The sequence below is a fragment of the Mesorhizobium newzealandense genome (genome assembly GCF_042682145.1).
Lineage (GTDB): Bacteria > Pseudomonadota > Alphaproteobacteria > Rhizobiales > Rhizobiaceae > Mesorhizobium > Mesorhizobium newzealandense.
Window position 1 is genome coordinate 319,659 of the sequence record NZ_JBHUGZ010000001.1, and the last position, 13,446, is coordinate 333,104.

The 13,446-nt window shown below is 60.7% G+C and carries 14 protein-coding genes; 13 read left to right on the forward strand and 1 reads right to left on the reverse strand.

What is annotated here, in order from left to right; genetic code table 11:
* The first annotated feature begins 70 nt into the window (after window positions 1–70).
* The 10 genes from ACFSOZ_RS01445 (at window position 71) to ccoS (ending at window position 8,571) form a co-directional block, all read left to right on the forward strand.
* The gene (locus ACFSOZ_RS01445) at window positions 71–934 is read left to right on the forward strand and encodes an SUMF1/EgtB/PvdO family nonheme iron enzyme (RefSeq protein WP_379092666.1); all 864 of its coding nucleotides are present in this window, start codon (window positions 71–73) and stop codon (window positions 932–934) included.
* A gap of 62 nt (window positions 935–996) precedes the next feature.
* Window positions 997–1,461 (forward strand): group III truncated hemoglobin, encoded by a 465-nt coding sequence (locus tag ACFSOZ_RS01450; RefSeq protein ID WP_379092669.1) that lies wholly within the window; start codon window positions 997–999, stop codon window positions 1,459–1,461.
* A gap of 164 nt (window positions 1,462–1,625) precedes the next feature.
* Window positions 1,626–3,281, forward strand: coding sequence for a cytochrome-c oxidase, cbb3-type subunit I (gene ccoN / locus ACFSOZ_RS01455; RefSeq protein ID WP_379092672.1), 1,656 nt, complete (start codon window positions 1,626–1,628; stop codon window positions 3,279–3,281).
* 5 nt (window positions 3,282–3,286) lie between these two features.
* Entirely contained in the window at window positions 3,287–4,027 is a 741-nt protein-coding gene (gene ccoO, locus ACFSOZ_RS01460) for a cytochrome-c oxidase, cbb3-type subunit II (RefSeq protein WP_379092676.1), read from the forward strand.
* Window positions 4,024–4,194 (forward strand): cbb3-type cytochrome c oxidase subunit 3, encoded by a 171-nt coding sequence (locus ACFSOZ_RS01465; RefSeq protein ID WP_379092680.1) that lies wholly within the window; start codon window positions 4,024–4,026, stop codon window positions 4,192–4,194. Before ccoO ends, ACFSOZ_RS01465 begins: the two co-directional genes overlap by 4 nt.
* A complete protein-coding gene (gene ccoP / locus ACFSOZ_RS01470; RefSeq protein ID WP_379092683.1) occupies window positions 4,185–5,066 on the forward strand; it encodes a cytochrome-c oxidase, cbb3-type subunit III in 882 nt (293 codons plus the stop codon). The genes ACFSOZ_RS01465 and ccoP overlap by 10 nt, the downstream gene beginning before the upstream one ends.
* Window positions 5,063–5,275 carry a hypothetical protein gene (locus tag ACFSOZ_RS01475; RefSeq protein ID WP_379092686.1) on the forward strand — a complete coding sequence of 71 codons (213 nt, stop codon included), beginning with the start codon at window positions 5,063–5,065 and terminating at the stop codon, window positions 5,273–5,275. The genes ccoP and ACFSOZ_RS01475 overlap by 4 nt, the downstream gene beginning before the upstream one ends.
* Window positions 5,276–5,321: 46 nt before the next feature.
* Window positions 5,322–6,128 carry a DUF2189 domain-containing protein gene (locus ACFSOZ_RS01480; RefSeq protein WP_379092690.1) on the forward strand — a complete coding sequence of 269 codons (807 nt, stop codon included), beginning with the start codon at window positions 5,322–5,324 and terminating at the stop codon, window positions 6,126–6,128.
* Between the two features lie 5 nt (window positions 6,129–6,133).
* Window positions 6,134–8,428 (forward strand): cation-translocating P-type ATPase, encoded by a 2,295-nt coding sequence (locus ACFSOZ_RS01485; protein WP_379092693.1) that lies wholly within the window; start codon window positions 6,134–6,136, stop codon window positions 8,426–8,428.
* Window positions 8,425–8,571: a cbb3-type cytochrome oxidase assembly protein CcoS gene (ccoS, locus tag ACFSOZ_RS01490; protein ID WP_379092696.1), complete on the forward strand. Its 147-nt coding sequence runs from the start codon at window positions 8,425–8,427 to the stop codon at window positions 8,569–8,571. Before ACFSOZ_RS01485 ends, ccoS begins: the two co-directional genes overlap by 4 nt.
* Window positions 8,572–8,969: 398 nt before the next feature.
* On the opposite strand, the gene ACFSOZ_RS01495 is transcribed toward ccoS, so the two are convergent.
* Window positions 8,970–10,397 carry a hypothetical protein gene (locus ACFSOZ_RS01495; RefSeq protein ID WP_379092699.1) on the reverse strand — a complete coding sequence of 476 codons (1,428 nt, stop codon included), beginning with the start codon at window positions 10,395–10,397 and terminating at the stop codon, window positions 8,970–8,972.
* A 439-nt stretch (window positions 10,398–10,836) separates the two neighbouring features.
* On the opposite strand from ACFSOZ_RS01495, the gene ACFSOZ_RS01500 reads away from it, so the two are divergent.
* From ACFSOZ_RS01500 to ACFSOZ_RS01510, 3 genes are all read left to right on the forward strand, one after another.
* Window positions 10,837–11,061 carry a hypothetical protein gene (locus ACFSOZ_RS01500; RefSeq protein ID WP_379092702.1) on the forward strand — a complete coding sequence of 75 codons (225 nt, stop codon included), beginning with the start codon at window positions 10,837–10,839 and terminating at the stop codon, window positions 11,059–11,061.
* Window positions 11,062–11,541: 480 nt separating this feature from the next.
* On the forward strand, window positions 11,542–12,246 hold the full coding sequence (locus ACFSOZ_RS01505) for a Crp/Fnr family transcriptional regulator (protein WP_379092705.1): 705 nt from the start codon (window positions 11,542–11,544) through the stop codon (window positions 12,244–12,246).
* Window positions 12,247–12,650: 404 nt separating this feature from the next.
* Window positions 12,651–13,409: a LuxR C-terminal-related transcriptional regulator gene (locus ACFSOZ_RS01510; RefSeq protein WP_379093814.1), complete on the forward strand. Its 759-nt coding sequence runs from the start codon at window positions 12,651–12,653 to the stop codon at window positions 13,407–13,409.
* The last annotated feature ends 37 nt before the right edge of the window (window positions 13,410–13,446 follow it).

Here is a 13,446-nt window from a genome sequence, read left to right on the forward strand (position 1 = left end):
TCCGATCCTGAAGATCGACGCGACCTCGCGCACTCTGCGCAAGGTCGCGTGCGCGCCCGGACGAAATGCCATGTCTTTCAACCCCATCGTAGCTCTCGGAAGTATCGCGATTGCCGCGCTGATCGTCGTGAGTGCGACCAGTGCGTTTGATCGGTTGGCCGGTTCGCTGGTGGCAGGCCCCGAATTTGTGACCCTCGCGCCCGGATCGTTCGACCATCCTCAGCCAGGTGAATTCCTCGGGGACGGCCAACCGGTCGCGGCGCCGCGGATCCTGGCAACGGTCAGTGTTCCGCTGAAAATCATGAAATACCAGGTGAGTGCAGCCGAATACGGACGGTGCGTGACGGCCGGCAATTGCAAGGCGGCTGACACCCTGGATAGCGGTAATTTTCCGGTCACCGGCGTAAGCCATATGGACGCCGAAGCCTATGCGGCCTGGCTCTCGAGCCAGACCGGTGCGACATGGCGGCTGCCGACAGATGCGGAATGGGCCTACGCCGCCAGCGAACGGTTCCGCGGCGACATCGAAGGCGGCGCCGGCGACCCCAACAATCCGGCGCTGCGCTGGCTCGCCCAGTATCGCACCGAGGCTTCGCTTGGACGGAAATCCGATCCCGAGCCAAGGGTTCAAGGGGCGTTTGGCATCAATTCAAAAGGGTTGGCGGACGTCGCGGGCAATGTCTGGGAATGGACATCGACCTGCTACATCCACGCAACGATAGCCGCCGACGGCACCGGCATTGTTAGTTCGATCGACAATTGCGGGGTGCATGTCGTGGAGGGCTTCCACCGCACATACATGTCCAACTTCATCCGGGACGGGAAAAGTGGCGGCTGCGCGGTCGGCACGCCGCCAGACAATCTGGGTTTCCGCCTTGTCCGCGAACGTCTCAACGTCGTGCGAGCCGCCCTGCAGCGTCTTGGGTTCGCTTGACGCGTGGATGCCGCGTTTCGAGGCGAGGATCGGAAGAGAGCATAAGCGCCGAAAGGATCAACATGAACTCATCTGCCATCGATCAGGCGCGACCGCCCGCCGAGCGGCCGTTGGCCGATCCGGGCGTTGACCGGGCGAGCATTGGCGTGCTGGTCCGCGAGTTCTACTCCAGACTACGGAAAAACGAACGGCTCGGGCCGATCTTCGCGCGTGAAATCACCGGCGACTGGGAGCCGCACCTTGAGAAAATGACCGACTTCTGGTGTTCCGTCATTCTCAAGACCGGCGACTATCATGGACGTCCGGTGCCCGCGCATCTGAAACTCAAGGATGTGACCGAGGCCGATTTCGACATCTGGCTAGCCATATTTGGCGAGACGGCTGCGGCGCTCTTTGCCCCGGAAACGGCTGCGGTCTTTGTCGATCGTGCCGAACGCATTGCGAAAAGCCTGAAGCTGGCGATGTTCTTTCGCCTTCCGGTTCCCAATTCATCGGCAACCGACATTGCGACAGCCGAGGGCGGCTGAGCCGGACCTTGCCTGGCGAACTCCCGCCAGGCGGATGTTCGAAAACGACAATCTGTTTGGGTGCAATCAGCTTCGTCTTTGCGCCAGATCAAATCAACCGCCGCACAGCCGTGCGAAACCCGAGGGACGATTTCGCCCTGACGGGCATCTGACGGTGGACGCACATGCTTGCTCAACTGACATCTGGCGAACGCCAACTTTCAATCGTCGTGCTGATCCTGATGGCTATGGTCGGACTGGCCATGGCGGCAGCTGGTCGCGGCGATCCGATCGGCGTGCATGGCTTTATCGTGCTTGCAGCAAGCGTTGCGATGATCTTCGTCATGCTTTCGGCGCTCAATGCCCCCGAACCCTCTGCTGAACGTCTGGACCACTACTATGACGACCCGAGCAAGGTGGGCGTCATCCTGACCATGATCTGGGCGATGGTCGGCATGTTCTTCGGCGTCTGGGTCGCGAGCCTGCTGGCATGGCCCGATCTGACCTTCGACGCGGCCTGGGCAAGTTTTGGCCGCTTGCGGCCGGTTCATACGAGCGGCGTGATCTTCGGCTTCGGCGGCAATGCGCTGATCGCCACGTCTTTCCATGTGCTGCAGCGGACCTCGCGCGCCCGGCTGCCCGACCAGTTCAGCCCGTGGTTCGTCCTGCTCGGCTACAATTTGTTCTGCGTCCTGGCCGCGACCGGCTATTTCATGGGCGTCACGCAGTCGAAGGAATACGCGGAACCGGAATGGTACGCCGATATCTGGCTGGTCATCGTCTGGGTGGTTTATTTCGCGATCTACATTCGCACGCTGGCTCGCCGCAAGGAGCCGCATATCTACGTCGCCAACTGGTACTACATGGCCTTCATCCTGGTCGTGGCGATCCTCCATATCGTCAACAATCTCGCCATGCCGGTGTCGCTCGGCCACGCCAAGAGCTATTCGGCATTCTCCGGCGTCCAGGACGCCATGACGCAGTGGTGGTACGGCCACAACGCCGTCGCGTTCTTCCTCACCTCCGGTTTTCTGGGAATGATGTATTACTACCTGCCCAAGCGGGCTGGCCGGCCGATCTATTCCTACCGGCTGTCGATCATCAGCTTCTGGGGCATCACCTTCATGTATATGTGGGCGGGGTCACACCACCTGCATTACACCGCCCTGCCCCAATGGGTCCAAACCCTGGGGATGACGTTTTCTCTGGTTCTCCTGGTGCCATCGTGGGCCTCGGCAGGGAATGCGCTCGCGACCCTGAACGGCGCCTGGCACAAGGTGCGCGACGACGCCACGCTGCGTTTCATGATGGCGGCGGCCGTCTTCTACGGCCTGACCACTTTTGAAGGGTCGTTCATGGCGATCCGTCCGGTCAACGCGCTTTCCCACTACACGGACTGGACCGTAGGCCACGTCCATGCCGGCGCCCTGGGTTGGGTGGCGTTGATCACCTTCGGCTCGATCTACACTTTGGTCCCGGCATTGTGGAAGCGTGAACGGATGTATTCGGCCAGGCTGGTCGAGGTGCATTTCTGGTTGGCGATCTCGGGAACGGTCATCTACGTCTTTGCCATGTGGAATTCCGGCATCCTGCAAGGCTTGATGTGGCGGACATACAACGAGAACGGAACGCTCACCTATTCCTTCATTGAATCCATGGTGGCGATGCATCCCTATTACATCGCGCGCGCCTTCGGCGGGCTGCTGTTCCTGCTCGGTGCCATCACCGGCTCCTACAACATCCTGATGACGATCCGCGGCCATTCTCAAGCCGCGCTGCAACCGGGCGACGACGCGCCACAGCGCCATCTGGCGCCTGTCGCGGCCCAGCCGGCGGAGTGAGGATCATGCCAGAATTCCACCGCAAAATCGAACGCAGCGCCATCGGCTTCGTGCTTGCCATCGTCTTGGTCTCCAGCATCGGCGGCTTCGTGGAAATCGCCCCGCTGTTCACCATCGACGACACGGTCGAGAACGCGCCGGACATGCGGGTCTACACCCCGCTGGAGCAGGCTGGGCGCGACATCTACATGCGCGAGGGTTGCTACGCCTGCCATTCTCAAATGATCCGGACACTGCGCGACGAAGTCGAACGCTACGGCCCTTATTCGCTCGCCGTTGAATCGAAATACGATCATCCGATGTTGTGGGGATCAAAGCGCACGGGACCGGATCTGGCCCGCATCGGCGGCAAATATTCCGACGCTTGGCAAGTTGCCCACCTGATCAACCCGCGAACCGTGGTTCCGGAATCGATCATGCCCAAATTTGGCTGGCTGCGCGATAACCCGCTGCGCATCGACGACCTCGGCGAGCATCTCACCGCTCTCAGGGACGTCGGCGTTCCCTACACCGACGACATGATCGCCAATGCGACCCAGGATGCGCTCGGCCAAACCGCGCCGGACGGCGATTTCGCCGCCGGCGTTGTCGAGCGCTACGGGCAAGCAACGCAGGTCAGGGCCTTTGACGGCAATCCAGCGACCGTTACCGAAATGGATGCGCTGGTCGCCTATCTGCAGATCCTTGGCCACCTGACCGGCGCCGCCCAGGCGGAGGCTGCCGTGCAGCCGGAGGTCGCGCAATGAGCTGGGAACATGAAGCCGTCGTCGCCTTCTCCAAAAGCTGGGGCCTTTTCTACCTGATCGCGATGGCCGTGGGCGTCCTCGTCTACACGTTCTGGCCGTCGAACAAGAAGCGGTTCGAAAGGGCGAAAGACAGCATTCTCGACGGAGACGACAAGCCATGGAAATAGGCGAGCGCGATCCCGTCACGGGACAAGCCACGACCGGTCATGAGTGGAATGGCATCAAGGAGCTCTACACGCCGGTTCCGCGTATTGTATTCTTCTTCCTGGCCACCACTATCCTTTTTGCCGTGTGCTACTGGGTCCTCATGCCCGCCTGGCCATTGGGCAAGACCTACACCAAGGGTCTGCTTGGAATTGACCAGAAAACCACCGTCGACCGCCTGGTAAAGGACGCGACGCTAGAGCGTGCGGCCTGGACCCAAAAGATCGATCAAATGGATTTTGCGGCCATTCAGGCCGATCCGTCGATGATGAAGACGGTCGAAGAAACCGGCCACACCCTGTTTGGCGACAATTGCGCGGCTTGCCATGGGACCAAAGCCACGGGCGGTCCCGGATTTCCCAATCTCACCGCCGGCATCTGGCTTTGGGGCGGTGATCCGGAAACGATTGCTGAAACTCTGCGGGTCGGCATCAACTCGACCCATCCCGATACGCGGACCGCGCAGATGTTGGCCTTTGGTCGCGATGGGGTGATCGAGAGCAAGCAACTGGCTGACGTCGTCGCCTATGTGCGATCCCTCGGCGGCACTGCCGACGGCCCCGATGCCGATCCGCAAACCATTGCCGCCGGACAGGACGTGTTCAAACAGAACTGCATCGCCTGTCATGGTGACGATGCCAAAGGCAAGCACGACCTCGGTGCGCCTGACCTGACCGACAGCAACTGGATCTATGGCGGCGACCTCCAGTCCGTCACCACGACAGTCTATGGCGGCCGGCAAGGCACCATGCCTCATTGGGAACAGCGCCTCACCGCGACCCAGCGCAAGATACTCGCTCTCTATGTGCTTTCCCTCCGGAGGGTGCCCCAGTGAGCCTCCATCCCGCCCTGCCGTCGAGGCCGCGATCACGCTCGCGAACTGTCGCGCTCATCCTGGTCACGGCGGGACTGGCGCTGGTCGCCGCCGCCAACTTCCATCTGGTGTACGTGTCCTTCGCGTCGCAAGCCGACTGCGTGCCGCATTTGAAGGACCCCGGCGACCCCGCGAACAACAGCTACGCTGCGGCCAGTTCGTCTTGCTGACGCTCGAGAGGCACGGCACGACGAAACGACAGGAAGGATCATGGGAATGAGTGATCTCCATCTAGCCACTGACCAGGAATTGGTGCGAGTCGGATCGCGCAACCGCGGTCTCCCGGCCAACGCCGCGTTCGGCTGGCTGCGCGCCGGCTGGCACGACCTGATGTCGACACCGGCCCCCAGTCTCGCCTACGGGCTGGCGGTCTTTGCCGTATCCGCGCTGATCGTTGGCGGCCTTTTCCTGTTTCGGCTCGACTATATCCTGTTTCCCGCTACCGCCGCCTTCATGGTGGTCGGCCCGCTCATAGCGGTCGGCCTCTATGAAAAAAGCCGCTCGCTGGAACAGGGCAGAGCCATCTCTCTGGCCAGGATGATCTTCGTGCGGCCGGCCTCCGGCGGCCAGATTCTCTTCGTTGGCTTCATCATGCTCGGCCTGGCGCTGCTGTGGATGCGTGCCGCGGTCATCATCTACGCCCTGTTCTTCGGCTGGCGGCCCTTCCCCGGTCTCGATCACCTTGCCCCGATGCTTTTCACCACCACCATCGGCTGGGCGATGTTGGCCGTCGGCACGGTAGTTGGCGGAGTGTTCGCCGCATCCTCCTTCGCCATCAGCGCCTTTTCGGTTCCCATGCTCCTCGACCAGCGCACGGACGCGTTTACCGCGATGGGCACCAGCATTTCGCTCGTCTGGAACAATCGTCCGGTGATGATCACCTGGGGTGCAATCGTACTGCTGCTGACCCTTCTTGGTCTTGGAACCGGGCTGGTCGGATTGATTGTCACCTTTCCCCTGCTCGGGCATGCCACATGGCACGCCTACAGGACGATATCGGTTGAGCCGGGGCTGAAGGAGTAGCGGTCATGAGCTGCTGCGCACCCGGAGCCGAAGCCGCCCTGGAGATCAGCCCGGCGGGTGGGGTTGCCGGTCCACGCGAAGAGCTTTTGCTTGTCAGTCGCGATCTTGGCGGTGGCCTTTTTCAAACCGACCTGTCGGTCCCCGAAATTCATTGCGCATCCTGCATGGCCACGGTCGAACGCGCTTTGTCGGCCTTGTCTGGCGTCGAATATGCCCGAGCCAACCTTTCCATGAAACGGACCGTCGTGAAATGGCGTCCGGGCGCAGACAAGGCGCCCGATCTCATCGGCGCTCTAAGAGCTGCGGGTTACGAGTCACATTTTTTCACCACGGACACCGACCCGCGCAGTCCCGAATATTCCCGGCTCATCAAGGCGCTCGCGGTCGCGGGCTTCTGCGCCATGAACATCATGCTGCTGTCGGTTTCGGTCTGGTCCGGCGCCGAAGGCGGAACCCGCCAGGCGTTCCACTGGATTTCCGCGGCGCTCGCCTTGCCCGCGATTGTCTATTCGGGGCGGATATTCTTTTCCTCGGCATGGGCTGCCTTGCGAAAAGGCCGGACAAACATGGATGTGCCGATTTCCATCGGCGTGTTGATGGCGTTCGGGCTCAGCCTCTACGATACGATTCACGGCGGGCCGCATGCCTATTTCGACGCAGCGACATCGCTCTTGTTCTTCCTGCTCATCGGCCGCACCCTCGACCATGTGATGCGGGAAAAGGCGCGCTCGGCCGTGGCAGGGCTTGCGAGCCTCGCACCCAGGGGAGCGATCGTGGTGGATGCCGACGGCCGGCGCTATGTCCCGATTGCCGAGATCAGGCCGGGAACCTCCGTCCTCATTGCCGCCGGCGACAGGGTCCCTGTCGACGGGATCGTCATGGAAGGTGCTTCGGAACTCGATTGTTCGGTCGTCACCGGAGAATCGGCACCCAGGCCCGCCATTGCGGGAACCCTGGTCCAGGCCGGGCTTCTCAATCTGACGGGACCGCTGACGATAAGAGCCGCCGCCGAGGCAAAGGACTCATTTCTGGCGGAAATGATCCGAATGATGGAAGCCGCCGAGGGCGGCAGGGCGCGCTATCGCAGACTGGCCGATCGTGCCTCGGCGCTCTATTCGCCTGTCGTGCACACCATCGCGCTGCTCTCTTTTCTCGGGTGGCTCTCCATCACCAGGGATTGGCACGCATCGGTTTCGATCGCCATCGCCGTGCTGATCATAACGTGCCCGTGCGCGCTCGGCCTTGCGGTTCCGATCGTGCAGGTCGTCGCTGCCCGGCGCCTTTTCGAAAGAGGCGTGATGGTAAGGGATGGCTCTGCTCTCGAGCGCCTCGCCGAAGTCGACACTGTGCTGTTCGACAAGACCGGCACGCTGACGCTCGGCCGGCCCCATCTCGTCAACAGCGCCAGCGTTGACCCCGGTGCGCTCGCACTTGCGGCCAAGATAGCATCGGGTTCGAGGCATCCGATGTCCGTCGCAATTCTCGCTGCCGCATCGGCGGGCTCGGTTGGAGAGGCCCCGATGAACAACCTCGTCGAATACCCCGGCCGCGGCCTCGAAGCCAGGATGGGGACCTCCATCTTCCGCCTGGGCCGGCCGGAGTGGGCGCTCGGCCGCAAAATGCCGGATGGCGCGGACGGTTGGCTTTCGGTGTCGCTGCTGGTCCAGGACGGGCAGCAGCTGGCGCGGCTTGTGTTTGAAGACATCATGCGAGGCGGCGCGCGTTCGACGATCGAGCGATTGCGCCAGCAGGGCCTCGGTGTCGGGATCCTGTCTGGTGACCGCAGATCTGCGGTGGCAGGCCTGGCTTCGAACCTCGGCATCGATGGTTTCACGGCGGAAATGCTTCCATCCGACAAGGTTGAGCGGATCGCGGCTCTCACCGCTGCCCACTCCAAGGTGCTGATGGTGGGAGACGGACTCAACGACGCGCCGGCCCTCGCGGCCGCGCATGTCTCCATGGCCCCCGCGACGGCGGCCGATGTCGGCCGCAATGCTGCCGACTTCGTGTTCCTGAAGGAAAGCCTTGCGAGCGTCGCCGACGCCTATGAGATTTCACGCCATGCGGGAAAACTGATCCGGCAGAATTTCGCCCTGGCAGTCGGCTACAACGCCATTGCGGTGCCTTTTGCCGTGTGCGGGTATATCACTCCGCCCGTGGCGGCAGTCGCAATGTCGCTCTCGTCCTTGTTGGTGGTGGCCAACGCCCTGCGTTTGGGTCATGCCCCCTCTGGAAACCTGCCCGCCAGGCAAGCCGCATCCGTTCATCCGGACCTGCAGCCGATAGGTGCGGGATCATGAGTTACCTGATTGTTCTGGTGCCGGTCGCAGTCTTGATGGGGCTCGCCGGACTTGCGGCCTTCATGTGGACCTTGCGGTCGGGACAGTATGACGACCTCGACGGAGCGGCGCAGAGAATCCTTTTGGACGACGATCCCGAGTGAGCCAGAGCGTTCCGACTGTTGTAGCCTCGGCAAGACAATGTTCTGGTTTTGGAACTGGTAATTCGATGATAGCCGTCGCGTTGTTGTAGCCTATCACGACGTCGGTCGCCTGAAGGCGAAACCTGGCTAGAGCGCGGCGGGCCTGAAGCGCCGACCGTACAATCCCTGGCCGAGAATGCGAAAACCCAGTTGGAGGGGAGTTCCGTTCCTGGCGAGGGGGAGTGGGTAGCCATTGTTTTCAAGCGACCAGTGGCGGCATGATGAGGGAGGCTGAAGCCACAACCTTCGGCTATCGTGCTGCCACTTTCGCGCGGCAGTGCAGGCCCGCCGGCGCGACAAAACGTGCCTTGGGACGATGGCGAACAGCATTTCGACCTTCTTCCGCCACGGCGAGACCTTCATATTGCCTCTGCCGTTGTCTGATGCCAGGTGGTTCGCCCAAACGCTGCCATGGTACGCTGAGCACGGACCCTCGTGGCGGAAACGACGGCAAGTGCTATGAAGAAGAGGATGCCTGGATCGGCGCTGCCGCCTGACACAGAGCTGGCGATAATAGCAGCGAGAGCAGCGTTCCTGACGCTCGTCACGACCGCATCCGTTTCTGGGTCCACCCATTCCCGCATCCGTCCTATTCCGCTGACCAGGACACCGAGCAGGATCGCCATCATCAGCGATCCGAACAAGCCAAGTTGGGAAAGGACCGCGATCGGCCAGCTCGACGCCCTCGAACTGCCGAAACCGACGCCAAGGCCGCTGGTGTCCAGGAAGGACTGCAGGCTCTTGAGGTTCCAATAGGTGCGCTCATGGCCCGAGGCAGAATCCGCTTTGTTGATGATGGTGCTGTTGATCAGCCTGACGAAAGGCTCCAAGGCTCCGGCGTGGTAGAGGCTGATGCCCATAATGGCGACCAAGCCTATCGCCATCAGAGCGGTTACCTGAATGTCCTCGCGCTCAACCCGCCCCCTGAGGACTGAACCCAACATCGAGAAGGCGACCGGAAGGCACAGGAGAGTAAGACCGACGTAAGCGGTCGATGAAGTCGACAGAATGGTCAGGAAGAGCAAGATGCCCGCCAGCCACTGGGCAAGGCGTGACTTGGTCTTTCTCCAGTACGTGTAGCAGAATGCCAGGCAGGCGAGGGAAACGGCGGCGAACGAAGAGGCCTCCGAAAAAGGTCCCGTGATCCGTACGAATCCTGCCTCGAACGATCCCGTTATGATCGCGTAATTGGCGGTTCTGATCGGGGCCAGCAAGTCTCCCACTCCTGCATTCTTGCCGATAAAGTCGACCAGCCCCATGCCCGTATGCAGACCGCACCACAAGAAGAAGCCGCGGCGGACTTGGTCGATCCTTTGAGAATGTAGCAGCAGCACACAAAGCGCGATGGCGGTGAGCCCGCCAAGGATGAAGTAGCCCGTCTGTGAAATGTTGGCCGAAACCGGGGCCAAGGACGCTTCTACGACGGCGCCTCGGGTTTTCGACTGCACGAAGACGGTGGTCTGTCCTGCGAAGAATCTTGGAAACAGCCATGCCCCGATGACTGCATAAGCCATGAGGCTTGTGAGAACCCAGATCGGGCGGATGCTCCCGAACACACTTCCAAGGTCGAACCAGATGCGACGCCTGACCGTGGCGGCCATGACGAGCAGGGCCGCAAACATGGTGTAGATCAGCGGAGACGACCCACCTAAAAAGGTCAGCGTGACGATGGCCGTCGCACCGAACGCCTGGGAAGCGATCAGGCCAATGATCAGCATTCCCCTGGAATAGCGGGCAACGACCAAAATGGCCGCGCACACCAACAGCCCCACCAACGAGACCTGCATTGTCGATCGAGCCCTCCCGCTTGGTTTGGCCCCGGACTGTGCGGACGCAGGAAGCTGTCCGACCGCTCATCTTTCGGCAGATGGATATCCCGGGCAAGAGAGCCAAAGGACGTAGCCTGACACCGTATCCGCAGGACACGGGTACGCTTTAAGGCTGAATGGCTGCATGTCCCGGTTACGGCTGTGGCGTTGTAAAATGCACGGCGGCATGCGACGGCGGCCTTTTCGCAATCTGGCTACGCCTCCTGCAAACGGCTAACCCTTGATCCGCAACACCTACCAAAGAACGTCTAGATCAAGGATATGGCAACCCTATACTGCGCAGAATTGCAGACATGTTTTGCTTTCAATTGCCAAACTCTGTGGTAAACATGGGAAGGTGGGAGCGCTGGGCAACGGGCGGGTTGTTTAGAGTTTGTCCGTGAGGAGGAGAAGCGGTATGACCACTCAGGTTGTATATCGCGCGTTCGGGCCAAAGCAGTTCAGGCAGCTCAAGGAAGTTTACGAGCGTGCGCGCGCAGTGAAGGCCAAGTACCCCGAGTCCCACATTGCCAGCAAAGCTGCCAAAAGGCTGATCGACGCCTTCGAAGTCGTGATCCAGACTGACGGAACGGTTCTGGACGTGCAGTGGCTGAGCGAGGCTGATCCCCAGGGAAACGCCTGAGACCAGGCCTTCACGGGCGTCCGCGAAGGCTTGCGGTGACGGCTTCATAGTTGCTGTCGACGTCAGCCACGCGCTGCAAGGCCGATCCTGCTTGCCGTGCCAAACCAACTTGTCCTGGAATTGGCCTGACGGCGTATTCGCCGCAGGGCGGCAGGGGAGTCACCGGGGCGGGCAGTGACTCCCCTGCCCTGTCTACGCGTTCTCCACGGACAGGCCGCGTAAGCCTTGAGCAGACGCCGGCACTCCAATGTTCAGCCTTGGTAACATATGCCGTCAACGAAGCTTTTGGGGGTAAGATGTAGCGTTATCAGGGGATGCAGGCGGATGGCACTTCCGCCTATCGGATGAGGACCGGCCGAACTAACCGCAACCGGGTGATTGGCTTGTCTGATCCGACAAAAGTAAATGACGGGCTACAACTGGCCTTTCGGGGGAAACCATTATAGGTTGCAGGGAAATGACGCAATCTTGCGGAGTTTCATGCAGACGCTGTTGCAGTTCATACGCTCGCAGCCCGTGGGCGGGGTATTGTCGAAGGCTGATTGGGGCAACAACGATTTTCTCGGTGTTGCCGCAAGAGTCTACAAACCCCACTCAGTCATATGTCGCCAGGATGACGACGACGACAGGATATTCATCGTAAAGTCGGGTTGGGCCCTCCTCTACCGCGGGTTACCGAGCGGAGAGCGGCAGATCATCGACACTCCTCTCGGGGGGGACATTGTCGGTTTCCGTTCAGTGGACGGACCCCGTTTCGCGTCGCTGGCTTCGATAACCGAACTGGCTGTTTATGAAACTTCCAGGAAGGAACTGGTCGAGGCCGTCTTGTCGGAAGGCCGTCTCGGAAACAAGATCGCCTGCTCCCTGGCCCGCCTGAACGCCATCCTTGCCGAACATCTTGTGAATGTCGGGCGGCGGAACGCGATGTGCCGCACCGCCCATTTCCTGCTCGAACTGGATGAGAGGCTCTCCAAGGCTGGTCTGTCGACCCATGGAAGATATGAGTGTCCCCTTACCCAGCACGAACTGGCCGACATCCTTGGATTGACCACCGTTCACGTCAACCGGACGTTGAGGGAACTTCGTAAGGCCGATCTCGTCTCTTTCAGGGCTGGCCATGTAGAGGTGATCAACCGCAAGAAGCTGGTCAACACAGCCGGATTCGACGGTGAGTATCTCAAGTAAGGGTTATTCCTCTCGCGACAGCACCGTCTATCGCACGGCGGGAACGTGCTGCAAAAAAGCGCAGGCCACTGATATCGCGGCTGCGCTGCAGGATGGCCAAGCGGTCCCCGTCCCTGTGTCTTCAGGCGGATCGCAGCGCTTAGGGTCCGGCTTGGCTTCGGTCTCTTGGCAGGCTCAAAAATTTACCAAAAATTAACTTAAGTTAGAGACCGCTTATAAATAGACCATAGACTGGCCACGCTGTTCTAAGTGGCAGAAGCGAAGAACTGCTGAAGGCTTCGATTTGGGCATCCAGATCGCAAGCTTTCAAATGGGCTGGGTATCAAACTTCAAAACTCCAGGGACTTCAGGGGGCTGTATTTGCCGCCGTAGGGCGGCGTGTGTGGGAAAGGGTGGGTATTGGTATGGGTTCCTCAGTAGAACTGCAGAATTACACTTCGACAAATCCGTCAGGAGTTCCATCCGGCGGAACGGAAAATGTCCACGGACAAGCAGGCAGACAATGCCTCCTCATCCTCGACGGAAGGGCGCTAGACCGCGAGTGTCTGGCATCGGCCCTCGAGGATCACGAACTGGGCATGGCGGTCGTCGCCATGGGTTCGATCGAAGAATGGCGCATGAAAAAGGGGGCGGCCCCTCCACTTGCAGCCATACTCTTCAACCTTGGCGGCCGGAAGGTCACCGATCACGGCATCGCCGACGAGATCAGGCATATTTCGTCCGAGTTCAAGTCAGTCCCCGTGGTCATCCTGGCCGACACCGAAGACCTTGGACAGATACTGACGGCTCTCGAATGCGGCGCACGCGGCTACATTCCGACCTCGGTCGGGATCGACGTCTGTGTCGAGGCGATCAACCTTGCGGCAGCGGGAGGCATCTTCGTCCCGGCGAGCAGTGTTCTTTCCATGCGGCACCTTATAGGTTCAGGTAGCCGCGACACGCAGCCATTGACGGGCATGTTCACGCTCAGGCAGGCAGAGGTCGCCCAAGCACTACGGCGCGGCAAGGCGAACAAGATCATCGCCTACGAACTGAACCTGCGCGAAAGCACCGTGAAGGTCCACATCCGAAACATCATGAAGAAGTTGAAGGCGAGCAACCGCACGGAAGTGGCCTACAAGGTCAATGATCTCTTCGCAGAAGGAGCTCTGGCCGAAGAGTGATCGCAAAACAATAAACGACCCGCCTTGGGTGAAACCT

Bases quoted from the DNA above. Each gene is read 5' to 3' on its own strand.
- ACFSOZ_RS01480 (WP_379092690.1), top strand. From the start codon at position 5,322: ATGAGTGATCTCCATCTAGCCACTGACCAGGAATTGGTGCGAGTCGGA.
- ccoP (WP_379092683.1), top strand. From the start codon at position 4,185: ATGGAAATAGGCGAGCGCGATCCCGTCACGGGACAAGCCACGACCGGT.
- ACFSOZ_RS01445 (WP_379092666.1), top strand. From the start codon at position 71: ATGTCTTTCAACCCCATCGTAGCTCTCGGAAGTATCGCGATTGCCGCG.
- ACFSOZ_RS01465 (WP_379092680.1), top strand. From the start codon at position 4,024: ATGAGCTGGGAACATGAAGCCGTCGTCGCCTTCTCCAAAAGCTGGGGC.
- ACFSOZ_RS01485 (WP_379092693.1), top strand. From the start codon at position 6,134: ATGAGCTGCTGCGCACCCGGAGCCGAAGCCGCCCTGGAGATCAGCCCG.
- ACFSOZ_RS01500 (WP_379092702.1), top strand. From the start codon at position 10,837: ATGACCACTCAGGTTGTATATCGCGCGTTCGGGCCAAAGCAGTTCAGG.
- ccoS (WP_379092696.1), top strand. From the start codon at position 8,425: ATGAGTTACCTGATTGTTCTGGTGCCGGTCGCAGTCTTGATGGGGCTC.
- ACFSOZ_RS01510 (WP_379093814.1), top strand. From the start codon at position 12,651: ATGGGTTCCTCAGTAGAACTGCAGAATTACACTTCGACAAATCCGTCA.
- ACFSOZ_RS01450 (WP_379092669.1), top strand. From the start codon at position 997: ATGAACTCATCTGCCATCGATCAGGCGCGACCGCCCGCCGAGCGGCCG.
- ACFSOZ_RS01495 (WP_379092699.1), bottom strand. From the start codon at position 10,397: ATGCAGGTCTCGTTGGTGGGGCTGTTGGTGTGCGCGGCCATTTTGGTC.
- ACFSOZ_RS01505 (WP_379092705.1), top strand. From the start codon at position 11,542: ATGCAGACGCTGTTGCAGTTCATACGCTCGCAGCCCGTGGGCGGGGTA.
- ccoN (WP_379092672.1), top strand. From the start codon at position 1,626: ATGCTTGCTCAACTGACATCTGGCGAACGCCAACTTTCAATCGTCGTG.
- ccoO (WP_379092676.1), top strand. From the start codon at position 3,287: ATGCCAGAATTCCACCGCAAAATCGAACGCAGCGCCATCGGCTTCGTG.